Annotated in this window: 26 protein-coding genes; 20 read left to right on the forward strand and 6 right to left on the reverse strand. The window is 69.9% G+C overall.

What is annotated here, in order from left to right; genetic code table 11:
- The 7 genes from AB0C30_RS51680 (at nucleotide 1) to AB0C30_RS51710 (ending at nucleotide 6760) form a co-directional block, all read left to right on the forward strand.
- Nucleotides 1–861 carry a hypothetical protein gene (locus AB0C30_RS51680; RefSeq protein ID WP_357958347.1) on the forward strand — a complete coding sequence of 287 codons (861 nt, stop codon included), beginning with the start codon at nucleotides 1–3 and terminating at the stop codon, nucleotides 859–861.
- A gap of 136 nt (nucleotides 862–997) precedes the next feature.
- Complete coding sequence (locus AB0C30_RS51685; protein WP_357958349.1) at nucleotides 998–2626, forward strand: lipid II flippase MurJ; 1629 nt, start codon at nucleotides 998–1000, stop codon at nucleotides 2624–2626.
- Between the two features lie 9 nt (nucleotides 2627–2635).
- Nucleotides 2636–3733: a glycosyltransferase family 4 protein gene (locus AB0C30_RS51690; protein ID WP_357958351.1), complete on the forward strand. Its 1098-nt coding sequence runs from the start codon at nucleotides 2636–2638 to the stop codon at nucleotides 3731–3733.
- A 181-nt stretch (nucleotides 3734–3914) separates the two neighbouring features.
- Nucleotides 3915–4895 carry a TerC family protein gene (locus AB0C30_RS51695; RefSeq protein ID WP_357958353.1) on the forward strand — a complete coding sequence of 327 codons (981 nt, stop codon included), beginning with the start codon at nucleotides 3915–3917 and terminating at the stop codon, nucleotides 4893–4895.
- Nucleotides 4896–4999: 104 nt separating this feature from the next.
- Nucleotides 5000–5641, forward strand: a complete 642-nt coding sequence (locus AB0C30_RS51700) for a phosphatidylserine decarboxylase (protein WP_357958355.1) — start codon at nucleotides 5000–5002, stop codon at nucleotides 5639–5641.
- On the forward strand, nucleotides 5628–6449 hold the full coding sequence (pssA, locus tag AB0C30_RS51705; RefSeq protein ID WP_357958358.1) for a CDP-diacylglycerol--serine O-phosphatidyltransferase: 822 nt from the start codon (nucleotides 5628–5630) through the stop codon (nucleotides 6447–6449). Before AB0C30_RS51700 ends, pssA begins: the two co-directional genes overlap by 14 nt.
- A 38-nt stretch (nucleotides 6450–6487) precedes the next feature.
- Complete coding sequence (locus tag AB0C30_RS51710) at nucleotides 6488–6760, forward strand: hypothetical protein (RefSeq protein WP_357958360.1); 273 nt, start codon at nucleotides 6488–6490, stop codon at nucleotides 6758–6760.
- Between the two features lie 12 nt (nucleotides 6761–6772).
- On the opposite strand, the gene AB0C30_RS51715 is transcribed toward AB0C30_RS51710, so the two are convergent.
- Both AB0C30_RS51715 and AB0C30_RS51720 read right to left on the reverse strand, forming a co-directional pair.
- Nucleotides 6773–7429, reverse strand: a complete 657-nt coding sequence (locus AB0C30_RS51715) for an MBL fold metallo-hydrolase (protein ID WP_357958362.1) — start codon at nucleotides 7427–7429, stop codon at nucleotides 6773–6775.
- The gene (locus AB0C30_RS51720; RefSeq protein WP_357958364.1) at nucleotides 7426–8193 is read right to left on the reverse strand and encodes a maleylpyruvate isomerase family mycothiol-dependent enzyme; all 768 of its coding nucleotides are present in this window, start codon (nucleotides 8191–8193) and stop codon (nucleotides 7426–7428) included. Before AB0C30_RS51720 ends, AB0C30_RS51715 begins: the two co-directional genes overlap by 4 nt.
- 218 nt (nucleotides 8194–8411) lie before the next feature.
- Between AB0C30_RS51720 and uvrA the strand changes: the two genes are divergently transcribed.
- From uvrA to whiA, 8 genes are all read left to right on the forward strand, one after another.
- Entirely contained in the window at nucleotides 8412–11252 is a 2841-nt protein-coding gene (gene uvrA / locus AB0C30_RS51725; RefSeq protein ID WP_357958366.1) for an excinuclease ABC subunit UvrA, read from the forward strand.
- Between the two features lie 309 nt (nucleotides 11253–11561).
- The gene (locus AB0C30_RS51730) at nucleotides 11562–11987 is read left to right on the forward strand and encodes a Rieske (2Fe-2S) protein (RefSeq protein ID WP_357958368.1); all 426 of its coding nucleotides are present in this window, start codon (nucleotides 11562–11564) and stop codon (nucleotides 11985–11987) included.
- Between the two features lie 104 nt (nucleotides 11988–12091).
- Entirely contained in the window at nucleotides 12092–12547 is a 456-nt protein-coding gene (locus AB0C30_RS51735) for a Rieske (2Fe-2S) protein (RefSeq protein WP_357958370.1), read from the forward strand.
- 44 nt (nucleotides 12548–12591) lie between these two features.
- Nucleotides 12592–13032: a Rieske (2Fe-2S) protein gene (locus AB0C30_RS51740; protein WP_357958372.1), complete on the forward strand. Its 441-nt coding sequence runs from the start codon at nucleotides 12592–12594 to the stop codon at nucleotides 13030–13032.
- 72 nt (nucleotides 13033–13104) lie between these two features.
- A complete protein-coding gene (uvrC, locus tag AB0C30_RS51745) occupies nucleotides 13105–15039 on the forward strand; it encodes an excinuclease ABC subunit UvrC (protein WP_357958374.1) in 1935 nt (644 codons plus the stop codon).
- A gap of 22 nt (nucleotides 15040–15061) precedes the next feature.
- Nucleotides 15062–15928 (forward strand): RNase adapter RapZ, encoded by an 867-nt coding sequence (gene rapZ / locus AB0C30_RS51750; RefSeq protein ID WP_357958376.1) that lies wholly within the window; start codon nucleotides 15062–15064, stop codon nucleotides 15926–15928.
- A gap of 125 nt (nucleotides 15929–16053) precedes the next feature.
- Complete coding sequence (yvcK, locus tag AB0C30_RS51755) at nucleotides 16054–16971, forward strand: uridine diphosphate-N-acetylglucosamine-binding protein YvcK (RefSeq protein WP_357958576.1); 918 nt, start codon at nucleotides 16054–16056, stop codon at nucleotides 16969–16971.
- Nucleotides 16972–17042: 71 nt separating this feature from the next.
- Entirely contained in the window at nucleotides 17043–18023 is a 981-nt protein-coding gene (gene whiA / locus AB0C30_RS51760) for a DNA-binding protein WhiA (RefSeq protein WP_357656688.1), read from the forward strand.
- A gap of 593 nt (nucleotides 18024–18616) precedes the next feature.
- On the opposite strand, the gene AB0C30_RS51765 is transcribed toward whiA, so the two are convergent.
- A complete protein-coding gene (locus tag AB0C30_RS51765; protein ID WP_357958378.1) occupies nucleotides 18617–19228 on the reverse strand; it encodes a hypothetical protein in 612 nt (203 codons plus the stop codon).
- Nucleotides 19229–19414: 186 nt separating this feature from the next.
- On the opposite strand from AB0C30_RS51765, the gene gap reads away from it, so the two are divergent.
- The 5 genes from gap (at nucleotide 19415) to AB0C30_RS51790 (ending at nucleotide 23128) form a co-directional block, all read left to right on the forward strand.
- Entirely contained in the window at nucleotides 19415–20419 is a 1005-nt protein-coding gene (gene gap, locus AB0C30_RS51770; RefSeq protein ID WP_225291408.1) for a type I glyceraldehyde-3-phosphate dehydrogenase, read from the forward strand.
- On the forward strand, nucleotides 20419–21606 hold the full coding sequence (locus tag AB0C30_RS51775; protein ID WP_357958381.1) for a phosphoglycerate kinase: 1188 nt from the start codon (nucleotides 20419–20421) through the stop codon (nucleotides 21604–21606). The genes gap and AB0C30_RS51775 overlap by 1 nt, the downstream gene beginning before the upstream one ends.
- Nucleotides 21603–22385, forward strand: a complete 783-nt coding sequence (gene tpiA, locus AB0C30_RS51780) for a triose-phosphate isomerase (RefSeq protein ID WP_357958579.1) — start codon at nucleotides 21603–21605, stop codon at nucleotides 22383–22385. The genes AB0C30_RS51775 and tpiA overlap by 4 nt, the downstream gene beginning before the upstream one ends.
- Before the next feature lie 99 nt (nucleotides 22386–22484).
- Complete coding sequence (gene secG / locus AB0C30_RS51785; protein WP_214636246.1) at nucleotides 22485–22715, forward strand: preprotein translocase subunit SecG; 231 nt, start codon at nucleotides 22485–22487, stop codon at nucleotides 22713–22715.
- A gap of 68 nt (nucleotides 22716–22783) precedes the next feature.
- Nucleotides 22784–23128 carry an RNA polymerase-binding protein RbpA gene (locus AB0C30_RS51790; RefSeq protein ID WP_214636247.1) on the forward strand — a complete coding sequence of 115 codons (345 nt, stop codon included), beginning with the start codon at nucleotides 22784–22786 and terminating at the stop codon, nucleotides 23126–23128.
- Nucleotides 23129–23358: 230 nt separating this feature from the next.
- Here AB0C30_RS51790 and AB0C30_RS51795 read toward each other — a convergent pair whose 3' ends face one another.
- The 3 genes from AB0C30_RS51795 to AB0C30_RS51805 are packed head-to-tail and all read right to left on the reverse strand — an operon-like array spanning nucleotide 23359 to nucleotide 26248.
- Nucleotides 23359–25062: a hypothetical protein gene (locus AB0C30_RS51795; RefSeq protein WP_357958383.1), complete on the reverse strand. Its 1704-nt coding sequence runs from the start codon at nucleotides 25060–25062 to the stop codon at nucleotides 23359–23361.
- Nucleotides 25055–25765 (reverse strand): hypothetical protein, encoded by a 711-nt coding sequence (locus AB0C30_RS51800; protein ID WP_357958385.1) that lies wholly within the window; start codon nucleotides 25763–25765, stop codon nucleotides 25055–25057. Before AB0C30_RS51800 ends, AB0C30_RS51795 begins: the two co-directional genes overlap by 8 nt.
- 27 nt (nucleotides 25766–25792) lie before the next feature.
- On the reverse strand, nucleotides 25793–26248 hold the full coding sequence (locus AB0C30_RS51805) for a hypothetical protein (RefSeq protein ID WP_357958387.1): 456 nt from the start codon (nucleotides 26246–26248) through the stop codon (nucleotides 25793–25795).
- Nucleotides 26249–26295: the final 47 nt, after the last annotated feature.

Here is a 26295-nt window from a genome sequence, read left to right on the forward strand (position 1 = left end):
ATGGCTCGTGGCCTCCTCTACGCCCTCGCCGGCGCCGCGATCGGCGCCGTCGCGGCCCGCGCCGCCTACACCGCCTTCACCCGCCTGGCGCCGCGCGCCGACGAGAAGGAGCCGGGCCGCTGGACCCGCACCAACCACCGCGGCGAGCCGATCACGCTGCTGGAGGGCCCCGCGTTCGTGGCCGGTTCCGGCGCGGCGGCCGCGCTCGCGCCGGGTCTTCCGCCCCGCGTACGCCTGGCGGCGCTGCTGGCCGGGGTCGGCAGCGGAGCGCTCGGCGCCTACGACGACCTTTACGGCACGACCAAGTCCAAGGGCTTCAAGGGGCACCTGACCGCGCTGGGCCGCGGCGAGGTGACCAGCGGTGCGGTCAAGATCCTCGGCATCGGGGCCACCGGGCTGGGCGCGGCGGCGCTCGTCTCGCGGGGGCCGGTCGACACGCTGGTCAACGGCGCGGCCATCGCGGGCACCGCCAACCTGGCCAACCTCTTCGACCTGCGACCCGGTCGGGCGATCAAGGTGGGCCTGCTCACGGGCGGGCCGCTGCTGGCGGCGTCGCTCTTCCGCGACGCGCCGCTGACCGCCGCGCTGACCGCCGTGCCTCTGGGCGCGGCCGCCGCGCTGCTTCCCGACGACCTCGGCGAGCGGGCGATGCTCGGCGACGCCGGGGCCAACGCGCTGGGCGCGCTGCTCGGGCTGGCCGCGGTGACCAAACTGGGGCGTCGGGGGCGGTTCGTGCTGCTCGGTACGGTGGCGGCGCTGACGGCGGCCTCGGAGAAGGTCAGCTTCACCAAGGTCATCGCCGGCAATCCGGTCCTCAACCGGCTGGACATGCTGGGTCGCCGTCCCGTCGACCCGGCGTGAGTCGCCGTCCCGTCGATGTGGTGTCCTGTGGCGTGGTGTGAGTCGGTGTCCTGTTAGGTGATGGGGCGCCCTGCGCGATTGTCGGTGCGGCCTGCCAGGATGTTCGCGTGATCGGGTTCGGGGCGGGGCGGGTGTGGTGAGGGAGCGGCTCGTCCGCGGCGTCGCCGGTGGGGCGCTGCTCATCGGGGCGATCACCGTGCTGGCCCGGGTCGCCGGGTTCGCCAAGCAATACGCGTTCGCCCAGACGGTGGGCACCAACTGCCTGGCGACGGCCTACGCCACGGCCAATGGGATCCCCAACATCGTCTTCGAGGTCGTCGTCGGCGGCGCGCTCGCCGGGATGGTGGTCCCGGTGCTCGCGGGAGCCGGGCCGGGGCACGATTCGACCGGCGGCCCGGACCGGGAGCGGATCGGGCAGATCAGTTCGGCGCTGCTGAGCTGGGTGCTCGTGGTGCTGGTGCCGCTCGGCGTGCTGACCGCGGTGCTCGCCGGGCCGATCCTGGGGCTGTTCTTCGGCAACGCGGTGCCCCACTGTGACCTGAGCGAGGTGACCGCGGTCGCCACCCGCATGCTGGTCGTCTTCGCCCCCCAGATCCCGCTGTACGGCGTCGCGGTCGTCCTCTACGGCGTGCTCCAGTCCCACCACCGCTTCGCCGGGCCCGCCGTCGCCCCGCTGGTGTCCAGTCTCGTGGTCATCGTCGCCTACCTGCTGTTCGTGCCGCTCAGCGGGGGCGTCACCGATCCTGGCCGAGTGCCGGTGCCCGCCGAGCTCGCGCTTTCCGTGGGCACCAGCCTCGGGGTGCTGGCCCTGGTGCTGACCGTGATCGGACCGGTCGCCGGGCTCGGGTTGCGGTGGCGGCCCACGCTGCGCTTCCCCGACGGCGTGGCCGTCCAGGTGCGCAGGCTCGCGCTGGCCGGGGTGGCCGCGCTGATCGCGCAGCAGGCTGCCATGGCCATGGTGGTCGTGCTGTCCAACCGGGAGGTCGGCAACGGGGCCATCGTGGTCTACAACTACGCCTGGGCGATCTACCTGGTGCCGTACGCGGTGCTGGCCGTGCCCATCGCCACCAGCGCTTTTCCGCGGCTGTCCGCGCAGGCAGGAAGCGGTGACACGGCGGGGTTCGCGGCGCTCGCGGCGCGGACCACGCGGGCGGTGGTACTGGTGTCGGGGCTGGCCGCCGGGGTGCTCGCCGCGGTGGCCGAGCCCGGGGCGGTGGTGTTCCTCGGCTTCAAGAGCGACGTGCCCGCCCCGGATTTCGCCCGTGCGATCGCGCTGTTCGCGCCCGGGCTCGTCGGCTACGGGCTCATCGCGCAGCTGAGCCGTGTCCTGTACGCGGCCGGGCGCGGGCGGGCCGTGGCGACGGGCACCGTGCTGGGGTGGGGCGTCGTCATGGTGGCGCAGACCGTGTTCGCGCTGACGTTTCCCGGTGACTGGAAGCTCGGGGGACTGGCGCTCGGCATGACCACCGGGGTGACCGTGGGGGGCGCGCTGCTGCTCGCCTCGGTGGTGCGGGCGCGGGGGCGCGTCGCGGTGGCCGAGCTGGGCCGGGCCGCGCTGGCCTCGGTCGCCGGTGGTGGCGCGGGTTACCTCGCTGGAGCGGCGGTCGTGGGGGTGCTGGGGGCGCGGGGCATCTGGCCCAATGTCGGGGCGACCGTGCTGGCGGCGCTCGCGGCGGCCGTCGCCGGTGGCGTGGTGGTGGCGCTGGTGGACCGGCCGACGGCTCGGGCGGTGGCCGGTTCGTTCAGGCGTGGATCTGGGAAGTGAGGAGCGGCTGTGCGGGTGGCGTTCGTGCTGGGTACCACGTCCGGGGGGACGGGACGGCATGTCCGGATGCTGGTCGAGGGGCTCATCCGGCGTGGCCATCGCGTGGTGGTCATGGGGCCGGGGAGCGTCGAGGAGCAGTTCTCGTTCGGGGAGGCCGGGGCCCGGTTCGTGGAGGCGCCGATGTCGGATCGGCCGCATCCGGTCAATGACCCGCGTGCCCTGCTCGCGATCCGGCGGGTGACCAAGGACGCCGACGTGGTGCACGCCCACGGCCTGCGGGCCGGGGCGCTGGCCGGGCTGGGGCTGTGGGGCCGGTCGGCGAGCCGGGTGCCGCTGGTGGTGACGCTGCACAACGCGCTCACCGCCGGAGGGCTGATCGGGGTCGTCTATGGCGGGCTCGAACGGATCGTGGCCAGCCGGGCCGATCAGGTGCTGGTCGTCTCGCCCGACCTGGGGGAGCGGATGAGGGTGCTGGGGGCGCGGGAGGTGGGGCCGGCCGTGGTGCCCGCGCCCGTGCCGCGGGCCGCCCGGCGGTCGCCGCAGGAAGTCAGGGCCGAGTTGGGAGCCGGGCGGCGGCCGATCGTCCTGACCGTCGCCAGGCTGGCCCAGCAGAAGGGCTTGGAGACCCTCCTCGACGCCGCTCGCGGGCCCTGGGCGGGCGAGGATGAGACGCCGCTGTTCGCGGTGGCGGGGGATGGGCCGTTGCTCGGCGAGTTGCGGCGCAGGATCGAGGCCGAGGCGCTGCCCATGGTGCTTCTGGGCAACCGGGATGACGTGCCCGACCTGCTCGCCGTCGCGACCGTCGTGGTGTGGGCGAGCAGGTGGGAGGGCCAGCCGTTGAGCGTGAGCGAGGCCCTCATGGTGGGGCGGCCGGTCATCGCTACGGCGGTGGGCGGGGTGCCCGATCTGCTGGCCGGGGCGGGGATCCTGGTGCCGTACGGGGACGTGGCGGCGCTGCGGGGTGCCGTACAGGATGTGGTCGGAGACGGCGTCGAGGCGGCGCGGCTGGCGGCGGCGGCGGCGCGGCGGGGGGCGGAGCTTCCCGATGCCGACGAAGCGGTGGAAAGTGTGCTGAACGTCTACGGACGGTCAAGACAGCACGAATGATTAGGCGAGACTTACGCGTTCTCATATACTGCGTGCGTTAGGGAGGGGAGTATCCCTTCGCGGCAGCCTCGTCATCACGGTGTAGTCCCGCTCCACGGGGCCCCCGGGGCTGCCGGTCCGCGTGCTTGGCGGGCGGGAGAGACCTCCGGCGCTCTGTTTTTGCATGCCGGAGGTAGACCACGTGATCGTACCTGTTTGGGCCTGGATCGCCGTCATAGGCGGCCTGCTGGTCGTTCTCGCCATCGACCTCTGGATCGTCGACCGCGGTGAAGCCCGTGAGTTCTCGATGCGGCAGGCCGGGTACTGGGTCACGTTCTACGTGCTGCTCGCCGTGGTGTTCGGCGGTCTGCTGTGGGCCACGCTCGGCGGCGCCAAGGCGGGGGAGTTCTTCGCCGGCTACATCACCGAATACAGCCTGAGCGTCGACAACCTGTTCATCTTCTTCATCATCATGAGCAGGTTCGCGGTGCCCAAGGCGTACCAGCACAAGGTGCTGCTCGTCGGGATCCTGCTGGCGCTGGTCATGCGCGGCATCTTCATCGCGCTCGGCGCGGCGGCACTGGAGCGGTTCAGCTGGTTGTTCTACGTCTTCGGCGCCTTCCTGGTCTACACCGCGATCAACCTGATCCGGCAGCACCTCAAGGGCGACGAAGAGGAGTTCAACGAGAACATCCTGCTCAGGTGGGTGCGCAAGGCCTTCCCCACCACCGAGGGCTACGTCGGGTCGAAGGTCACTGTCAAGATCGACGGGCGTCGGATGGTCACCCCGATGCTCATCGTGATGGTCGCCATCGGCAGCACCGACCTGCTGTTCGCGCTCGACTCGATTCCCGCCATTTTCGGACTCACCAAGGACCCGTTCATCGTCTTCGCGGCCAACGCGTTCGCGCTGATGGGACTACGTCAGCTCTACTTCCTGCTGGGGGGCCTGCTTCAGAGGCTGGTCTACATCAGCTATGGACTTGCGTTCATATTGGGCTTCATCGGGGTTAAGCTCATATTGGAGGCACTGCATGCCAGCGAGGTCTCCTGGGCGCCCGAAATCCCCATCTGGGTCTCGCTCACGGTCATCGGCGCCACCATGGTCATCACCACCGCGGCCAGCCTGATCAAGGCCCGTGTCGATGTGCGCAAGGGCGAGGAAGCCAGCAGGGCTAGCTAAATGGCTTTCGAGGCGCTTTGCTTGAGAAGTTGCGCCGTGTAATAGTTGCTGACTCTGTAACATCACGGCAAAGCGCCCAGTCCAGTCACCATCGAAGGTTGTACGTGTCAGACGATTCTGCCAAGACGGGCCGCGTGCGGCTCGCGCGCGGGGTGTCCCCGTGGCTCTTCCCCACCGTCGCCGCCGCGGCCACCACCGCGCTGCTGACGCGCCGGGACCGTCGATGGGCGCTGGCGGCCGTGCCGCTGGGCGCCCTCACCGGTGCCATGCTCTGGTTCTTCCGTGACCCGGACCGCACGCCGGGCGAGGGGCGGATCCTGTCACCGGCCGACGGCGTCGTGCAGAGCATCGACCCGCAGGCCGACGGGCGTACCCGCGTCGCGATCTTCATGAGTCCGCTGAACGTCCATGTGAACAGGGCCCCCCTTGCGGGAAATGTCACCTCCGTGCAGCATGTGGCGGGTGGGTTCCTGCCGGCTTTCAACAAGGACAGCGACCAGAACGAACGCGTGGTGTGGCATTTCGCGACGGCGCTCGGCGACGTCGAGATGGTGCAGATCGCAGGCGCGGTGGCGCGCAGGATCGTGCCATACGTGACCGTCGGCGCCAAGGTCTCGCAGACCGAGCGGATCGGGCTCATCAGGTTCGGTTCGCGGGTCGACATCTACCTTCCCGAAGGGATCTCGTCCGCGGTTTCCGTGGGCGAGAAGACGGTTGCGGGGGTGACCAGAATTGACCGCGGCTGACGCCGGCAGCTGGCAGGCCGACGACGAAGAACCTCGAGGACCCGTCGGCAAGGCGTTCCGCCTGTCCGCGGCGGACTCGCTCTCGCTGGGCAACGCCATCTGCGGGTTTCTCGCGGTGTGCGTCCTGGCCTCATCGGCGATCCAGTCGCTCAAGGCCGGGGGCGACTTCACGCCCGCGCCGAGCTACTTCGCGACCGCCGTGGTGCTGCTGCTCATCGGCGCCACCTGTGACCTGTTCGACGGCCTGGTCGCGCGGCGCTTCCGCGCCTCCGCCATGGGCGCCGAGCTCGACAACCTCGCCGACGTGATCAGCTTCGGGTTCGCGCCCGCGTTCATGGTCGTGATCTGGGGTGGTTTCACGGACAAGGTGCCGTTCGCCGCTGTGGTGGCCGCCGCCGCGGCGGTGCTGGTCGCCGGTGTCGTCCGGCTGGCGCGGTTCGCCTGCGTCAAGACCAAGAGCGGCGACTTCATGGGCCTGCCCATTCCCATGGGCGCCATGACCGTCATCTCGATCGTGATGCTCTTCCAGCCGAGCCTTTACTCGTTGCTCGCGGTGCTCGGCGTGGCCTGGCTGATGGTGAGCCGGATCGAATACCCCAAGCCCAAGGGGCAGCTCGCCGCGGTGGTGCTCGGGTGGATCATGATCAATGTGGCCTTCCTGACCTTCTGGGTGGCCTGGCCCGAGGGTGGCGACCTGCCCATCAAGATCGGCGCCACCATGCAGATCGCGCTCGTGGCGGCGATCCCGCTGCGGGTGCTGTTCTACAAGCGTGAGCAGCGCAGGGAAGCCGAGCGCATCGGCAGCTGAGCGGATACGTCCGCCGTCATCCGGGTGGTGATGGAGCCATGTCGGCCACGCCGCGCGAGCACACGCGTACGTACTTTCTCGCGAAGCTGGCCAGGGAGCTGGAGCTGCACGGGCTGACCACCACCCTGCTGCCATACCCGCCCGCGCTGCGGGTCAGCGATCCCGACACCGCGATGCTCGTCGAGACCGTCGACTGCGTGCCGCTGCCGGAGGGGTGGTTCTACCGCTGGTCGTGGGGCGAGGTCGTCGGTCTCGCCGACGATCCTGCCCTGGCGGCTCAGCGGATCGCCCGAGTCCTGGCGAACCGCTGAGGTTGGCGGGTCTTACCAGCCTCGGGCCTTCCATTCCGGCAGGGACGGGCGCTCGGCGCCGAGCGTGGTGTCCTTGCCATGGCCCGGGTACACCCATGTGTCGTCGGGCAGCCGGTCGAAGATCCGCTCGGCGACATCGCCGAAGAGCTGGGCGAAGCGCTCCGGGTCCTTCTGCGTGTTGCCCACCCCGCCCGGGAAGAGCGAGTCGCCGGTGAACAGGTGCCGCCCCTCGTCGCCGCCGTCGTACAGCAGGGCGATCGAACCCGGCGTGTGACCGCGCAAGTGGATCACCTCGAGGTCCGCCACGCCGACCGTGATCCGGTCGCCGTGCTCGACCGTGCGGTCCACCGGGATCGGCAGGCCGGGCGCGTCGAGCGGGTGCGCGATCACCTGGGCGCCCGTCACCTTGGTCACCTGCTCCAGCGCCTGCCAGTGGTCGCCGTGCTGGTGGGTCGTGACGATCGCGCTGATCGGCTGGTCGGTGATGAGCGCCAGCAGCCGGTCGGCCTCCGCGGCGGCGTCGATCAGCAGGCCGTCACCGGTCTGGGTGCAGCGCAGCAGATAGGCGTTGTTGTCGAACGGCCCCACTGCCAGCTTGCAGATCGACAGCTTCGGGAGCTCGCGTACGTCGGCGGGACCGCCGACCTGGACGTCACCTGTGTAGGTCATGGATAGTCCTTCGGGGGCGTCGCGGGCAGATCAGCGGGGGCGGGCATCGTCATCCAGGGCGGCGCCACGGGAACCGGCGTTGACAGCCGCCCCTCCGTCACCACCCTAACGCCCGTGCCGTCGGATCTCCCGATGAGCCATGCCAGAACGTCGGCCGCGTCGCCCTCGACCGCCGGCCCGGGGCCCAGGTCGCGCCACGTCCGCCCACCGCGCAGGGTGATCTCGCTGACGGTGCTTCGCGCGTACGGCCAGCACCGCAGGCAGTCGTGGAGCTCCCGGTCGACGAATGTCTCCGGCCAGTCCGCCGGGCCGTAGCCCGCGCCGAGGTCCACATGGTGCACTTCGACCTCGCGCAGCCGCCGTACGAGGACGTACCAGGCGGGGTGCGGCGGCGGGCGCATGCCCGAGACGGTCGCCCGCCACGCCGCCTCCGGGAGGTCGTGGATCTCGGCGGCCAGCCGGGCGTTGGCGGCCGCCAGCTCGGCGACGTGCTCGGCGGGGGTACGGCCCGCGCCCGCCTCGATGCCCTCCTCCCGCGCCGCGCCGGTCGCGTACTGCGGCGTCTCGACGCCGGTCCTGGCCCAGGTCAGCAGGTTGATGTGGCTGTCGGCGTTCCCCGCCACGTGGGCGAGCACATGGCCCCTGGACCAGCCCGGAAGGAGCGAGGGGGCGGCGACGTCGTCCTCGGTGAGGGAGGCCGCCGTGGCCTGGAAACGGGCGGTCGACGCGGCCAGCTCGGCCTGGAGCGTCAGCAGAACGGTCATGCCGGATATTTCATCATCCGGGGGGTTCTGGGGGCCGCTGGGGGCATAAAATGGCTGGTCACGCGGTTGACAGCTAAAGGCCACCTGCAGGGGTGGGAGTAGGCCGTAACCTGGTAGCGACGGATTTTCGGGGTTCGACGAGCGGGCCGCCGAAATTGTCGGAGCCCCCGTCTACCATCCCCCGTGGACCTATCCGCCTTTCGACATCCGGGATCGCCGTGGCAGACCGCCTGATCGTGCGTGGTGCACGAGAACACAACCTCAAAGACGTCTCGCTGGACCTGCCGCGAGACTCTCTGATCGTCTTCACCGGCCTGTCCGGATCGGGCAAGTCGAGCCTGGCCTTCGACACGATCTTCGCTGAGGGCCAGCGGCGCTACGTCGAGTCGTTGTCGGCCTACGCCCGCCAGTTCCTCGGCCAGATGGACAAGCCCGACGTGGACTTCATCGAGGGCCTGTCGCCCGCGGTGTCGATCGACCAGAAGGCCACCAGCAAGAACCCCCGCTCGACCGTCGGCACGATCACCGAGGTCTACGACTACCTGAGGCTGCTGTGGGCGCGCATCGGCAAGCCCCACTGCCCGGTGTGCGCGCGGCCGATCGCCAGGCAGATGCCGCAGCAGATCGTCGACCGCGTGATGGACCTGGAGGAGGGCACCCGCTTCCAGGTGCTGGCCCCGGTCGTCAGGGGCCGCAAGGGCGAATACGCCGAGCTGTTCCGAGAGCTGCAGACCAAGGGCTTCGCCCGGGCGCGGGTCGACGGCGTGATCATCCGGCTGGAAGAGCCGCCCACGCTGAAGAAGCAGGAGAAGCACGACATCGAGGTCATCGTCGACCGGCTGTCGGTGAAGGAGTCGTCGCGCCGGCGGCTCACCGACTCGGTCGAGACCGCGCTGCAGCTGTCCGGCGGCACGATCACGCTGGAGTTCGTCGACTTGCCCGAAGGCGATCCCAACCGGGAGCGCTTCTACTCCGAGCATCTCTACTGCCCCTACGACGACCTGTCGTTCGAGGAGCTGGAGCCCCGCTCGTTCTCCTTCAACTCGCCCTTCGGCGCCTGCCCGGAGTGCACGGGGCTCGGCACCAAGATGGAGGTCGACCCCGACCTGGTCGTACCCGATCCGGAGTCCACGCTCCGAGACGGCGCGCTCCACCCCTGGTCGGGCGGCCACACCAGCGAATACTTCGTCAGGCTCGTCGAGGCGCTCGGCCACACCATGGGCTTCACCCTCGACACGCCGTGGGAGAAGCTGCCCAAGGCCGCGCAGAAGTCCCTGCTGTTCGGCCACGACGAGCAGGTGCACGTCCGCTACAGCAACCGCTACGGCAGGCAGCGCTCCTACTACACAACCTACGAGGGCGTCATCCCGTGGGTCCAGCGACGGCACGTCGAAGCGGAGAGCGACTCGACCCGCGAGCGGTTCGAGGGCTACATGCGCGAGATCCCGTGCCCGGCCTGCAAGGGCGCCAGGCTCAAGCCGGTCACGCTGGCCGTCACCGTCGCGGACAAGTCGATCGCCGACGTGTCGTCCATGTCGATCGGCGAGTGCGCGGAGTTCCTGTCCGAGCTCAAGCTGTCCGACCGCGACATGCAGATCGCCGAGCGGGTGGTCAAGGAGATCAACGCCCGCATGGGCTTCCTGCTCGACGTCGGCCTCGACTACCTGACCATGGACCGCGCCGCCGCCACCCTGGCCGGCGGCGAGGCTCAGCGCATCCGGCTGGCCACCCAGATCGGTTCCGGTCTGGTCGGCGTCCTGTACGTCCTGGACGAGCCGTCGATCGGCCTGCACCAGCGTGACAACATGCGGCTGCTAGACACGCTGATCAGGCTGCGCGACATGGGCAACACGCTGATCGTCGTCGAGCACGACGAGGACACGATCGCGGCCGCCGACTGGGTGGTCGACATCGGTCCGGGCGCGGGCGAGCACGGCGGCCAGGTCGTCGTGTCCGGCACCGTCCAGGAGCTGCTGGCCAGCGAAGAGTCGATGACCGGCCAATACCTGTCCGGGCGCAGGAGCATCCCGATCCCCGCCAAGCGCCGCAAGCGCGACAGGAAGCGGCAGATCACGGTCAAGGGCGCGCGCGAGCACAACCTCAAGGGCGTCGACATCGAGTTCCCGCTCGGCCTGTTCACCGCGGTCACCGGCGTGTCGGGGTCCGGCAAGTCGACCCTGGTCAACGACATCCTCTACAACGCGCTGGCCAAGGAGCTCAACGGGGCGCGCACCGTGCCCGGGCGGCACTCCCGGATCAACGGCATCGACCAGGTCGACAAGGTCGTCCACGTCGACCAGTCGCCGATCGGGCGCACCCCGCGCTCCAACCCGGCCACCTACACCGGCGTGTTCGACCACGTACGCAAGCTGTTCGCGGCCACCACCGAGGCCAAGGTGCGCGGCTACCAGCCGGGCCGCTTCAGCTTCAACGTCAAGGGCGGCCGCTGCGAGGCGTGCGCCGGCGACGGCACCATCAAGATCGAGATGAACTTCCTGCCCGACGTGTACGTCCCGTGCGAGGTCTGCCACGGCGCCCGCTACAACCGGGAGACGCTGGAGGTCCACTACAAGGGCAAGACGATCTCCGAAGTGCTCGACATGCCGATCGAGGAGGCGCTCGGCTTCTTCGACGCGATTCCGGCGATCAAGCGCCACCTGCAGACGCTCAACGACGTCGGCCTCGGCTACGTACGGCTCGGGCAGCCCGCCACGACCCTGTCCGGCGGCGAGGCGCAGCGCGTCAAGCTGGCCTCCGAGCTGCAGCGGCGGCAGACGGGGCGGACGATCTACGTGCTCGACGAGCCGACCACCGGGCTGCACTTCGAGGACATCCGGCGGCTGCTCGGAGTGCTCGGGCGGCTGGTCGACGGCGGCAACACGGTGATCGTCATCGAGCACAACCTCGACGTCATCAAGACGGCCGACTGGGTGATCGACATGGGGCCCGAGGGTGGCTCGCGGGGCGGCACGCTGGTCGCCACGGGGACGCCTGAGGAGATCGCGCTGGTGGACGAGAGCCACACGGGGCGCTTCCTGCGCAAGATCCTCTCGCTCTGAGGTTCCCTTTCCTCCAGGGTCTTTCTGTACGGCGGGTGGCCGCCGTACAGAAACCCGGGGATCGGCCGTGTCCGTCGGTACGGGACGGTCGGAGCTCGGCCTGGTGATGGCCGGGGCCTGAGGGGGCGTCATGGGATGGCGGCCGGGCGGGCCTGCGGGGTCTACGTCGGGTGAGGGGCGCCGGCTCGGGATTCTCGGCCTTGCGGCGATGACCCGGACGGGGGACCGAGGGGTGTCGGCAATAAAGTTGACCAGACGATAGCGGCCTGGCCTGCAGGGGGTCAGTGGCCACGGGGAAGGGCTGACACCATGGGGATTACGGAGCTGGGCAGCGCCATGCCCGAAATCGGGCGTCGCGAGGCGCTGGGCGCGGCCGGACTGGCGGTGTGCGGTCTCGCGGTCGCGGGGTGTGGCGGCGGCGCCAGCGCGGAGCCGGCCGGGATCAAGGGGCAGGTGCTCGCCAAGACCGCGGACGTTCCCGTGGGCGGCGGCGTCCTGGTGGAGCAGTACAAGATCGTGGTCACCCAGCCGGCGAAGGGCGTCTTCAAGGCGTTCAGCGCGGTCTGCACGCACAAGGGCTGCACGGTCGGCTCGCCCGAGGAGAACGTGATCACGTGCGGGTGCCACGGCAGCGAGTTCGCCGCCGACAGCGGCAAGGCGCTCAAGGGGCCGGCGACCGCGCCGCTCGTGGCCTACAAGATCAAGGTCGTGGGTGACGGCGTCGTGGTGGCCTGAACAGGTAATTCTGCGTGGTTCCCGGGATTGGCGTACGGCACGCTGAACCGGCGCGAGGGCGCTGGCCGTACCTGAAGTGAGAACTAGACCTGGGAGGACGCAATATGACCGAAACGACGCGCCGGGCGGTGGTGCTCGGGGCCGGAGGCGCCGGGCTCGCAGTGGTGATGACCGCTTGCGCGAGCTACGGCTCGCCGACGACCCAAGCGAGTGAGGCACCCGCGGCCGATGAGCCGTCGTCCGCGGCCCCGAAGAAGAAGAAGGCCGCCGGCGGCAAGGCGCTCGCCGAAACCGGCGACATCCCCAGCGGGGGCGGCAAGGTCTTCGAGAGCCAGAAGGTGGTCGTCACCCAGCCGACGGAGGGGGAGTTCAAGGCGTTCACGGCGATCTGCACCCATCAGGGGTGCACGGTCGACGAGGTCGCGGACGGCACCATCAACTGCCCGTGCCACGGGAGCAAGTTCAAGATTTCGGACGGTTCCGTCGCAGGTGGCCCGGCTTCCAAGCCGCTCGAGGAGAAGAAAATCAAGGTCAGCGACGGTAAGATCACGCTTGCCTAGCGGGTCCTCATGAATTTCTCACCTGTGTGCGGTTGGGTGAGCTCATGGGAGATGACTTTCAGAGTCGCAGGGCGATGATCGCCGGTGTGGGCGTGGGTGGCCTGACACTGGCGCTGACCGCGTGTGGCAGTAACGACGCCGCGAGCGGCGCGCAGACCTCGACCGCCGACACGCAGTCGAGTGCTCCGGCGGCCGCGGGTGGCGCATTGGCGAAGACCTCCGACATCCCCGTGGGCGGGGGGACGGTCTTCAAGGAGCAGAAAGTGGTGGTGGTGCAGCCCAAGTCGGGCGAGTTCAAGGCGTTCAGCGCGATCTGCACCCACCAGGGCTGTACGGTCGGCGGCGTCGCGAACGGGATGATCGACTGCCCGTGCCACGGCAGCAAGTTCAAGATCGACGACGGATCCGTCTCCGCCGGACCGGCCAAGAAGCCGCTTCCTGAGCAGCAGATCAAGGTCGAGGGAGACCAGATCACGCTCGCCTAGGCGCACGCCCGCCGTACCAGGACGACTGGTACGGCGGGCCGCCTTGTCGGTGGGGCCCGTTAGTCTTTGAACGTGGCGAGATCAGTGCGCAGTCCCCTGAGTTTCCGCCCCCAATCGGGGTCCATTCCCGACTCTCCGGGGGTCTACCGGTTCAGGGACGCGCATGGCCGGGTGATCTACGTTGGCAAGGCCAAGAGCCTGCGGCAGCGGCTCAACTCCTACTTCGCCGACTTCTCCGCCCTGCATCCGCGCACGCAGACCATGCTCACCACCGCCGCCGACGTCGACTGGACGGTGGTCGGCACCGAGGTCGAGGCGCTGCAGCTCGAATACTCCTGGATCAAGGAGTTCGACCCCCGCTTCAACGTCAAATACCGCGACGACAAGTCCTACCCCTACCTCGCCGTCACCATGGGCGAGGACTTCCCGCGCGTGCAGGTGATGCGGGGCGCCAAGCGCAAGGGCACCCGCTACTTCGGCCCCTACTCCCACGCCTGGGCCATCCGCGAGACCGTCGATCTGCTGCTGCGCGTCTTTCCCGTACGCACGTGCAGTGCGGGAGTGTTCAAGCGCGCCGGGCAGATCGGCCGGCCGTGCCTGCTGGGCTACATCGACAAATGCTCGGCGCCGTGCGTGGGCCGGGTCACCCCGGACGAGCACCTGGCCCTGGCCGAAGACTTCTGCGACTTCATGGCGGGCAACACCGGCCGCTTCATCAAGCGGCTGGAGCGCGACATGCGCGAGGCCGCCGCGGCGCAGGAATACGAGCGGGCCGCCAGGCTCCGCGACGACATCCAGGCCCTGCAGCGCGCGCTCGAGAAGCAGGCCGTCGTCCTCGGCGAGGGCACCGACGCCGACGTGATCGCGCTGGCCGAGGACCCGCTCGAAGCCGCCGTCCAGGTCTTCTACGTGCGCGGCGGCCGCATCCGCGGTCAGCGCGGCTGGGTGGTCGACAAGGTCGAGGAGAGCTCGCCGGGTGAGCTGGTGGAGCAGTTCCTGCTGCAGATGTACGGCGAGGCGGGTGCCGAGTCGATGCCCCGCGAGGTCCTCGTGCCCGTGCTGCCGCCCGACAACGAGGCGATCACCGAGCTGCTGTCGGAGCAGCGCCGCGCCCGGGTCGAGGTCCGGGTGCCGCAACGCGGCGACAAGAAGTCGCTGATGGAGACCGTCGAGCGCAACGCCAAGGAGTCGCTCGCCCAGCACAAGATCCGCCGGGCCGGCGACCTGACCACCCGCAGCAAGGCGCTGCAGGAGATCGCCGACGCGCTCGACCTCGACCAGGTGCCGCTGCGTGTCGAGTGCTACGACGTCTCCCACCTGCAGGGCGAGAACGTCGTGGCGTCGATGGTGGTGTTCGAGGACGGCCTGGCCCGCAAGAGCGAATACCGCCGCTTCGCCGTCAAGACCAAGGAAGGCGACGTCGCCTCCATCTACGAGGTCATCCAGCGGCGGTTCCGGCGCTACCTGGAGGAGCGCTCGAACACCGGGGAACTGGCGGCCGACGACGACGCCGACGGACCCAACGGGCCGATCGATCCGGAGACCGGAAAGCCGCGCAAGTTCGCCTACCCGCCCAACCTGGTCGTGGTCGACGGCGCGGGTCCCCAGGCGGCCGCCGCCCAGCGGGCGCTCGACGAGCTCGGCATCGATGACGTCGCCGTGTGCGGCCTGGCCAAGCGGCTCGAAGAGGTGTGGCTGCCCGGCGACGACCAGCCGGTGATCATGCCGCGCTCCAGTGAGGGACTCTACCTGCTGCAACGCGTGCGGGACGAGGCACATAGGTTCGCCATCACCTACCATCGTGCTAAGAGGTCCAAGACCGTGAAGGAGAGCGCGCTCGACACCGTGCCCGGCCTCGGACCGGCGCGTCGGCAGGCGCTGCTCAAACACTTCGGCTCCGTGAAGAAGCTGCGCGAGGCCACCGCCGCCGAAATGTGCGAGGTCCCCGGCATCGGCCCGGCCATCGCCGAGGTGATCGCGTCGACGCTGAAGGGGGAGGGACAGTGAGCCCGCCGAACGGAGTGAGGCAATGAACACCGAGCCGGCGTTCGTCATCGTCACCGGCATGTCAGGCGCGGGTCGCAGCACCGCGGCCAAGGCGTTGGAAGACCTGGGCTGGTTCGTCATCGACAACCTGCCGCCAGGACTGCTGTTCGCCATGGCGGAGGAGGCGGGCAAGGTCAAGCTGGCCGCCGACAAGGTGGCCGCCGTCGTCGACGTGCGCAGCCTGGCCTTCACCAGCGATCTCAACGCCGCCATCGAAGAGCTCGAGGGCCGCGGCGTGCGGGTGCGCGTGGTCTTCCTGGAGGCCAGCGACGAAGGGCTGGTGCGCAGGTTCGAGAACGTACGCAGGCCTCACCCGCTCCAGGGCGAGGGCCGGCTCGTCGACGGCATCGCCCGCGAACGCGGCATCCTGCGCGAGGTGCGCGCCAACGCCGACCTGGTGATCGACACCTCCTCGCTCAACGTGCACGAGCTACGCAACAAGATCGTCAACTTCTTCGGCGGCGAGGACCGGCCGGGGCTGCGGCTCAACGTGGTCTCGTTCGGCTTCAAGTACGGCCTGCCGGTCGACGCCGACCTCGTGGTCGACTGCCGCTTCCTGCCCAACCCGCACTGGGTGCCGGATCTGCGGCCGATGAGCGGGCTCGACGCCCCGGTGCGCGACTACGTGCTCGGCCAGCCGGGCGCCAAGGAGTTCCTCGACGCGTACGAGGAGGTTCTGCAGGTGATCGCCGCCGGTTACGCGCGCGAGGGCAAGAGCTACGCCACGCTGGCGGTGGGCTGTACGGGTGGCAAGCACCGCAGCGTGGCGATGGCCGAGCAGGTCGCCGGCCGGCTGCGTGACCGCGGCATGGAAGTCCAGGTCAGCCACCGGGATGTGGGGCGGGAGTGACCGATGAAGGCCAAGACCAGGGCGAGGCGGCCGTAGCCGAAGCGACGCCGGGTGAGGCGATTGTGGCTGGCGCGGCGCTGGGTGACACCGTCGTGGCCGGGGCGCCGCCGGATGATCGGCCGCGGGTGGTGGCGCTGGGTGGGGGGCATGGGCTCTATGCCTCGCTGTCGGCGCTGCGCGGCGTGGTGGGCGACCTGACCGCGGTGGTGACGGTCGCCGACGACGGTGGCTCCAGCGGGCGGCTCAGGCGTGAGCTGGGCGTGCTTCCTCCCGGCGACCTGCGGATGGCGCTGGCCGCGCTCTGCGGCGACGACGAGTGGGGGAGCACCTGGAGCGAGGTCGTCCAGCACCGCTTCCGCAGCGAGGGTGACCTGCACGGCCACGCCGTCGGCAATCTGCTCATCGTGGCGCTGTGGGAGCTGCTCGGCGACCCCGTGGCGGGCCTCGACTGGGTGGGCCGACTGCTCGGTGCCCATGGCAGGGTGCTGCCGATGGCGTCGGTGCCGCTCGACATCGTGGCCGAGGTGGAGCTCGACGGCGTCACCTCGACCGTACGCGGGCAGGTGGCCTGCGCGCTGACCCCCGGCCGGGTGCAGGCGATCTCGCTGGTGCCGGAGGATCCGCCGGCGCGGCCCGAGGCCGTACGCGCGGTGCTGGAGGCCGACTGGCTGGTGTTCGGGCCGGGGTCGTGGTTCACCAGCGTGTTACCGCATCTCAAGGTGCCCGAGCTGGCTCGGGCGCTGCATGAGTCGAAGGCTCAGCGGCTGGTGACGCTCAACCTGGCGCCGCAGCCCGGCGAGACCGACGACTTCTCACCCCAGCAGCACCTGGAGGTGCTCCGGCAGCACGCGCCCGGCCTGCGCGTCGACGTCGTGCTCGCCGACACCGGCGTGGTCGATGACCGCGACGCTCTGGAGAAGGCCGCCACCGCGCTCGGCGGGCGGCTCGTCATGGCCGACGTCGCGGCCGCCGACGGCTCCCCCCGGCATGACTCACGACGTCTTGCCTCCGTCCTGGACGAGATTTTCCTCCAGAAGCGTTGATCCTGGTCGGCGCGGCGCAAAGGTGCGAGACACTGCTGAGAGCCGGTCTGAATGGGGGAGGACTAACGCTTATGGCGATGACGGGTGTGGTGAAGGACGAGCTGAGCCGCCTGCCGGTGCTGAAGCCTTGCTGCCGGAAGGCGGAGGTGTCGACGCTGTTGCGGTTCGCCAGCGGGCTGCACCTGGTGGGCGGGCGCATCGTGATCGAGGCGGAGCTCGACACCAACGCCACCGCGCGGCGGCTGATCAAGGACATCGGGGAGGTGTTCGGTCACAAGGCCGAAGTGCTCGTGCTGGCACCCGCCGGGCTGCGCAAGGGCTCACGCTATGTCGTGCGCGTCTACCGCGACGGTGAGGCGCTGGCCCGGCAGACGGGTCTCATCGACAACCACGGGCGCCCGGTCCGCGGCCTGCCTCGTCAGGTGGTGGCGGGGGCCGCCTGCGACGCCGAGGCCGCGTGGCGCGGGGCGTTCCTGGCGCACGGCTCGCTGACCGAGCCGGGGCGCTCCATGTCGCTGGAGGTCACCTGCCCGGGGCCCGAGGCGGCGCTGGCGCTGGTGGGCTCGGCGCGGCGGCTCAAGATCCACGCCAAGGCGCGGGAGGTGCGGGGCGTCGACCGGGTCGTGGTACGCGACGGCGACGCCATCAGCGCGCTGCTGACGCGGCTCGGCGCGCACGACAGCGTGCTGGCCTGGGAAGAGCGCCGGATGCGCCGCGAGGTGCGGGCCACGGCCAACCGGCTCGCCAACTTCGACGACGCCAACCTGCGCCGCTCGGCGCGGGCCGCGGTGGCGGCGGGGGCGCGGGTGCAGCGGGCGCTGGAGATCCTGGGCGAGGAGGCGCCCGACCACCTGGTGATCGCGGGGCGGCTGCGGGTGGAGCACAAGCAGGCGTCTCTGGAGGAGCTGGGGCAGATCGCGGATCCGCCGCTGACCAAGGACGCGATCGCCGGACGCATCCGGCGGCTGCTGGCGATGGCCGACAAACGTGCCACCGACCTGGGCATCCCCAACACCGAGGCGAACCTCACCGTGGACATGCTCGCCCAGTGAGCGTTCTCTGAGCGGCCTTTGCCTTTGCCTCTGCCTCCGTGCGGTCTCTGTCCGGCGCGGTCTCTGTGCGGTGCGGCGGGCAAGGTGAAGGGTTCTGTTCGGTGCGGCGGCCAGTGAGGAGGGCGTTCTCTGTGCGGTGCGGTGACTCAGTGCAGGCGTTATGTGTGCGGCGCGGCGGTCCGGTGACTGCGGGCATGTGACTGGGGCCCGGTGACTGCAGGCATATGTCTGCTGGCGCGGGACTGCGTGCGTGCCGGGGAGGGGTCTCCGGGAGCGTGGCAGGGCGGTTCTGAGGGTTCTGGGCGGGTTTGCGCGTGCGGGGGGCGCTGGGTTCTGGGCGGGCTTGCGCGTGCGGAGGTCGCTGGGTTCTGGGCGGGCTTCTCTGCGCGGGGATCGCTTTCGGGTTCTCCCCGTGGTGCTCTGCCTTGTGTGTCTTTCCGTCAAGGCGGTTCATGCATTACGGCAGGCACGGTGGGCGCCGATCGCCGTCGTGGGCTGGGCCCCGTTCAGGGGAACGCTCCTCCGGTGGCGGGACTTCCCGCCGTGACGTGCGCATGCTTGGCCGTCTCCGTGGATCGGGCCGGTGAGCCGGTTCAGGACCGGCCCGAGTCCCTCGGGGTGAAGAGGTCGCCTGTGGGGCGTGAGGGGTTGGTGGGGCTTTGGAGAGGCTCGAAGGGGGCCCGGTATTCCGGTTCGGCCGGGGTCGGGTCCTCCGGTGGGGTGAGGGAGGCTCGGCGGGCTCGGACGCGGCGTACTCGTATGCGTACGAGGAAATAGGCCGTCAAGGCCGCCACCACCAGCGGGAGCCAGGGCTCCCACGAGTCCTTCAGCGAGGGCCAGAGACCTGCCAGCTCGGCCGGGAAGTTGGTGATGAGGCGGTCGAGGCTCAGGTCGGGCCGGCCGCCGGTGGTCATCGCGCGGGCGGTGGTCCATCCCAGGGCCACCGCCGCCGCCGAGCAGAGGCCCGACCACCACGGCAGGAGCCGGCTGCCCGGCCTGAACAGGCATACCAGGAGAGACAGGAGCAGGGCCGAGGCGAAGGCGATCGTGGTCATCGCCCAGAGGCCGTCGCCGGCGGTCAGGAAGGCAGCCGGGATGAAGCGGTCTCCGTACAGGAGTACCGCCGCTTGCGCGATGGCGCAGACGAGCGTGGCAACGAAACCCACGATCAGGCCAGACAGCAGGCCGGACCTAGGTTGTGACATCTCAGCCCCCAGAGAATGCCGGAACTTACTCCGATGAGTCGGGCACTTTACTCGAAGCTCACAAATTACGCCGCCTGATCGCGGATTCACGGTAGGGGGAGTCGAGTGGTCTAAACCAATTTGGTTCCGATAGGGTTTGGCATTGAGGTTTTTAGCTCGCCATCACGTACGAGGAGATCGGTTCCCGTGAGCATCCGCGTAGGCGTCAACGGCTTCGGCCGCATCGGTCGCAACTTCTGGCGTGCGGTGGCCGCCAGTGGCAAGGACATCGAGATCGTTGCGGTCAATGACCTGACCGACAACGCGACGCTCGCCCATCTGCTGAAGTACGACAGCATCCTCGGCCGCCTGCCGTACGAGGTGAAGGTCTCCGGCGACGAGATCACCGTCGACGGCAAGACGATCAAGGTCTTCGAGGAGCGCGACCCGGCCAAGCTGCCCTGGGGCGACCTCGGCGTCGACGTGGTGCTGGAGTCGACCGGCCTGTTCACCGACGCGGCCAAGGCCAAGGTGCACGCCGACAACGGCGCCAAGAAGGTCATCATCTCCGCCCCGGCGAAGAACGAAGACGTCACGATCGTGATGGGTGTCAACGACAACACCTATGACGCCGCCAAGCACACGATCATCTCCAACGCCTCCTGCACCACCAACTGTCTGGCTCCGCTGGCGAAGGTCCTGAACGACGCCTTCACCATCGAGAAGGGCCTGATGACCACCATCCACGCCTACACCCAGGACCAGAACCTGCAGGACGGCCCGCACAAGGACCTGCGCCGCGCCCGCGCCGCCGCCGTCAACGTGGTGCCCACCTCGACCGGCGCCGCCAAGGCCATCGGCCTGGTGCTGCCCGAGCTCAAGGGCAAGCTCGACGGGTTCGCGATGCGCGTGCCGATCCCCACGGGCTCGGCCACCGACCTGACCGTCGAGGTCTCCCGTGACGTGACCGTCGAAGAGGTCAACGCCGCGTACAAGGCCGCCGCCGAGGGGGCGCTCAAGGGCGTGCTCAGCTACACCGAGGACGAGATCGTCTCCAGCGACATTGTCACCGACCCGGCCTCCTGCATCTTCGACGCCGGCCTGACCAAGGTCATCGGCAACCAGGTCAAGGTCGTCGGCTGGTACGACAATGAGTGGGGCTTCTCCAACCGCCTCGTCGACCTCATCCAGTTGGTGGGCGCGGACCTCTGATGCGTACGCTCGACGATCTCGATGTGAAGGGTCGGCGCGTGCTCGTGCGCGCCGACCTCAACGTCCCACTCGACGGTGAGACGATCACCGACGACGGCCGCATCCGCGCGTCGGTGCCGACGATCAAGGCGCTGACCGGCGCGGGCGCGAAGGTCGTCGTCTGCGCTCACCTGGGCCGCCCCAAGGGGCGGCCCAACCCCGGCCTCTCGCTGAAGCCGGTCGCCGAGCGCCTCGCCGAGCTGCTCGGCGAGGACGTGGCCTTCGCCACCGACGTGGTCGGTGACAGCGCCCAGAGCGTCGCCGACGCGCTGGAGGAGGGCCAGGTCGCCCTGCTGGAGAACCTCCGGTTCGAGGCGGGCGAGGAGTCCAAGGACGAGGCGGAGCGCGGGGCGTTCGCCGAGAAGCTGGCGGGGCTCGCCGAGCTCTACGTCGGCGACGGCTTCGGCGCGGTCCACCGCAAGCACGCCAGCGTCTACGATGTGCCCCGCCTGCTGCCGCACGCGGCGGGCAAGCTCATCGTGGCCGAGCTGGAGGTGCTCAGGAGGCTCACCGAGGACACCGAGCGCCCCTACGTGGTGGTGCTGGGCGGCGCCAAGGTCTCCGACAAGCTCGGCGTCATCGCCAACCTGCTGGCCAAGGTCGACCGGCTGCTGATCGGCGGCGGCATGGCCTACACCTTCCTCAAGGCCCAGGGCTATGAGGTCGGCAAGTCGCTGCTCCAGGAGGACCAGCTCGACCAGGTGCGCGGCTTCCTCAACGAGGCCGCCGAGCGCGGTGTCGATCTCGTGCTGCCCGTCGATGTGCTGGCCGCGACCGGCTTCGCCGAGGACGCGCCGCACGACGTGGTCGAGGCCACGGCGATCCCGGCCGACCGTGAGGGGCTCGACATCGGTCCCAGGACCCGTGAGCTGTTCGCGGCCAAGCTGGCCGACGCCAAGACCATCTTCTGGAACGGCCCCATGGGCGTCTTCGAGTTCGACGCGTTCTCCGGCGGTACCCGGGCCGTGGCCGAGGCGCTGATCGGGGCCGACGCCCTGACGGTGGTCGGCGGCGGCGACTCGGCGGCTGCCGTACGCAAGTTCGACCTGCCCGAAGACGGCTTCTCGCACATTTCCACCGGTGGTGGCGCGAGCCTGGAATATCTCGAGGGCAAGACCCTGCCCGGACTCGCCGCCCTGGAGGACTGACCGTGAGAAAGCCGCTTTTCGCCGGCAACTGGAAGATGAACCTCAACCACCTTGAGGCCATCTCGCTGGTCCAGAAGCTCGCCTTCGCGTTCACCGACAAGGACTTCGACAAGGCGGAGATAGCCGTCCTGCCGCCGTTCACCGACCTGCGCAGCGTCCAGACGCTCGTCGACGGCGACAAGCTGCGCATCGTCTACGGCGCCCAGGACCTGTCCCAGCACGAGGCGGGCGCCTACACCGGCGAGATCTCGGGCGCGATGCTGGCCAAGCTGAACTGCACGTTCGTCCTGGCCGGCCACTCGGAGCGGCGGCAGTATCACAGCGAGGACGACGACCTGGTCAACGCCAAGGTGCACGCCGCGTTCCGCCACTCGCTCACGCCGATCCTGTGCGTCGGCGAGGGCCTGCCCGTGCGCCAGGCGGGCGAGCAGGTTTCACATTGCCTGGCTCAGCTTGACGGCGGACTGCGCAAAGTCTCCGCTGAGCAGGCACAATCGATGGTAGTGGCCTACGAGCCGGTGTGGGCGATCGGCACCGGCGAGGTGGCCACTCCCGAGGACGCCCAGGAGGTCTGCGCGGCGCTGCGAGGAAGACTCGCTGAGCTGTACGACCCCGAAGTGGCCTCCGCAGTACGTATCCTTTACGGAGGGTCGGTCAAGTCAGGCAACATCGCTGGGATCATGGCTCAACCCGATATCGATGGCGCGCTCGTGGGCGGTGCCAGCATCGATGCCGGGGAGTTCGTTAAGATCTGCCGTTTCTCCGATATGTCTGGCTAACTGAGTCGTTCCGGGGGTGCGACTTGACAACAAGCCGTACCCTCTAGAAGCAAGTTTGAATCGTCACGCGTGACAGAGCATTGAAGGACTAGGCATACCGTGGAAATCGGAATCTCCATCGCCCTCATCCTGGCGAGCTGTCTCATGATCCTGCTCGTCCTGCTCCACAAGGGCAAGGGTGGTGGCCTGTCTGACATGTTCGGCGGCGGTTTCTCGTCGAACTTCGGTGGTTCCTCGGTGGTGGAGCGTAACCTCGACCGGTTGACCGTGATCACGGGCACCGTCTGGTTCGTCTGCATCATCGCTCTGGGTCTGCTTCTGCGGCCCTGAGTCAGATTGACGCGTGACAGTGATTCTCCCCCCGTGTGTCACGGGGCGATCGAGCGAGGAGTTCATCCGTGGGTAGTGGCAACGCGATCCGTGGCAGCCGTGTCGGCGCCGGCCCGATGGGGGAGGCCGAGCGCGGCGAGGCAGCTCCGAGAGTGCGGGTCTCGTTCTGGTGCGCCAACATGCATGAGACGCGGCCCAGCTTCGCCAGCGATGCGGCGGTGCCCGAAATGTGGGACTGCCCGCGCTGCGGCCTCCCGGCCGGCCAGGACGAGCAGGCCCCGCCTGCCCCGCCCCGGAACGAGCCGTACAAGACGCACCTGGCTTATGTGAAGGAGCGCAGGAGCGACAAGGACGGCAAGGCGATCCTCGAGGAAGCGCTGGAGCGTCTGCGCAACAACAAGTCCCCCTGGTAGGACCTTGTTAGCTCAGAGTTATCTCCGAAGGACCCCGGCACACTGCGCCGGGGTCCTTCGCTGTTCGTGGCGTGGGCCGTCACGGGCGACCCCCGGGTTTCACCGGATGGGGTTCGGCGGTGCTATGGGCGGCCACCTGCGTCGTGGGTTTGGCGGGGTGCCGGATCCGTGGGGTGCGCGGGATGCTGGGGGGGTTTGGCGGGTTCGGGGTGCCGGGCTCTGTGGAGTGGTCAGGGATCTGGCTGGTGCCGTAGGGCTGAGACGCGGTCGCGGACCTGGGACAGGCGGCGTTCGATCTCCGGGAGGAAACGCGGGTCGAGCGAGTCCCGGTCCGCGCTCAGGCGGTGGGCGGCCTCGTCCGTGACCTGTTCCACCAGCCGCAGCACGTCGGCCCGGCCGCTGAGGTAGCCCTCGCGCACCGCCGCCGCGTGTTCGGCGGCCAGTTCGTGGTCCACCCCGCTGGTGTCCAGGTCCAGCAGGTCGCGCACCGCCGAGGCGCCGATCGTGAACGCCAGCGGCCATACCAGTCCCGCCAGGTCGGCCCAGTGCAGCGGTACGGGCAGCAGCCACACGCAGCCGCACAGGATCGACGCCACCGACGCCACGGCCGCGATCCGGCGTCCCAGCCCCAGGTCGCGCCAGTACATGACCGTCAGCGGGACGGCGAAGAGCATCGCGTGCAGGAACGGCATCCGGGTGAGCCCGCCGGCGGCCATCGTCCGCATGAGGGACGTCGAGACCAGCGCGTCCACGGCGCCGAAGCAGAGTCCCGCGGCCAGCACCCGCGCGTGTGCCGCCGTGCCACGGGCGAGGACGCGCCGGTGCGCCCACAAGGCGACCAGCAGCCCGGTCACCGTGAGGGCCGCGCAGGCCGGGAGCGGCACGCCGTCCATGTCGCGCCACGAGTGGCTGAGCGAGCCGACGGCGCCGAGGGCGATGGCGATCGGTCCCGCGTCGAACGGCGGAGTGTTCGGGCGGGCGTCCTCCGGCAGGACCACTTTCCTGGAGCCGATCCGCAGTTCCTGCCGTCGCCCGAGCGGCCGTGGCTCGTCCGCGGTGACGGTGAGCGAGCCCGTGGGTGCCAGGCGTACCAGGGCGTCGTGCAGGGCGGCCGTCTGGGCGGGGGAGAGCAGCAGCGAGCCGCTCTCGTCCGTGGGACGGAACTCCACGTCGCGGGAGAGGTCCGGGCTGGCCAGGTTGTGGCGCTGCTCCCAGCGCAGCAACGCGACCGCCAGGTACTCGGCATGATCGGCCGTCTCCTCCGCCAGCCGCTGCCGCCAGGCCGACAGAGGCGACGCCACTGGGCGGCCCGGTCCCGCCAGCAGTGGCCAGGTACGGGTCAGCAGGTCCACCACGGTGTCGGCGCCCATGGCCACGCTGTGCCGACCGGCCAGCTCGGCGCGGCTCCTGGCCGCCTGACGTTCCGCCGCGGCCACGCGCAGCCGTTGCCGCAGCCGCCCGCGCAGGTACCGGCCGATGAACACACCGCCCGCCACGCCGCCGGCGGGCCAGAGAAGGGGCGCGGGACTGTACGACCAGCCCGCCACGGCCAGTGCCACGTTGGCCACCGCGCCCGACGTGAGCGGTACGGCCAGCGCCGTCCAGCCGTGCGCCAAGGCCAGCTCGTAGGCCAGGGGTGCGGCCAGCAGGGCGGGGGCGTCGATCGGGTCGCCGGCCAGCGCGGACCAGACGGCCACGTCGGCGACGTCGAGCGCCAGCCGTACCGGGACGGGGATGCCGTGGCGTCTGAGGGCGCGGAAGACCAGCACGTCGTACAGGCACGAGGCGAGCAGGGTGAGCAGCGCCACGGGTGGCGTGAGGGGCTCCCAGAGGGTCACGCAGATCGTCACCCGCGAGGCCAGCCGCAGGTTGAGGAAGAGACGGACGGCGGTGAACGAGGTGGACCGCGTGGCGCCCCTGAGCGATTCATTCATCCGGTGGCGGTGGGGGTGTTTTCACTCTTGTCGCCCAGGTCAGGAAGCGGGCGATCTGTGGCAGCGACGGCAGTGACTGGGTGCGGTCCGGAGCGCGGCCGTCGGAGGTCGTCGGCGCGAGCCGGGCCTGCCGGTTGAACCGCTCCCGTAATCGGATCCAGGCCCGCGACCGGGGACTGGCCCGCTCGCCCAGCCGTTCCGGCAGGTGCTCCGCCAGCGCGTGCGCCACGGCCGCGTTGACCCGGCTGACGGGGGAGACGCCGAGCCTGATCTCCTCTTCGGGATCGGCGGGGCCGGGCACGCCCCCAGACGGTTGGAGTACGGCGGCGCGCAGGCGGGCCGCGTCCCCGAGCTGGCTGCGGTGGTAGAAGTAGTCGGCCCTGGCCTCCCGCATGCGCCGCCGGACCGCGCCGTCGAGGAAGTGGCCGGTGAGCACGATGACCGTGGTCTGCTGACGGCTCCGGACGCGGCGGACGGCCTCCACGACCGCCACACCGGGGAAGTGGTCGTCGGGGCTGCGCTCGTCGGCGGCGTCCACCAGCACGACGTCGACGCCCTCGTACGACCAGCCGGCCGCCGCCCGATGATCGAGTCCCGCGATCACCTCCACACCCGGCGTCGCGGACAGGATGGCGACGATGCCGGTGCGGCTGATGTCGTCGTCGTCCACGACGACCACGCGCTTGCCGTGTGTCCCCGTCACACGGTCATTACACTCCCGACCTGATGGCTAGTGCCAGATCCTGATGATCAGCGCGCCCGCGTTGTCGCCGAGGCAGCGGTTCTGATCGTTGATCCTCATGAACAGCCGGCCACCGGAACCGGCCCGCCAGCTCCGGTGCGCGCCCAGGGCACGCGAGCCGCCGTTGATCCGGGACAGGAGCCTGCCGTAGGGGGAGCTGTCGTGGATCTTGCAGCCCTGGTAGATGTGCGAGTCGGTGTCCCAGTCGTAGCCGTCGGCGCCCACCCACGGGAAGGAGCTGTTGTCGACCGTCCAGCTGCCGCCCACCTGCGCGACCCGGACGCGGTCGCCCGCGTACACGTAGATCCCGGTGTCCTGCCAGCCGCGCCTGGACGTGATCACCACGTCCCTGCCGCTCTGGGTCGTCGCCTGTGCGACGCCGGGAATGGTCACCGTCATCGCGCAGGCGAGCGCCGCGACGGCCCACGTTCGCCGCATCACCATGTCAGCCTCCACTTGTGTCGGAGGCGACCGTACGCGGGAAGGGTGCG

Source organism: Nonomuraea sp. NPDC048901 (assembly GCF_040649695.1).
Taxonomy (GTDB): Bacteria; Actinomycetota; Actinomycetes; order Streptosporangiales; family Streptosporangiaceae; genus Nonomuraea.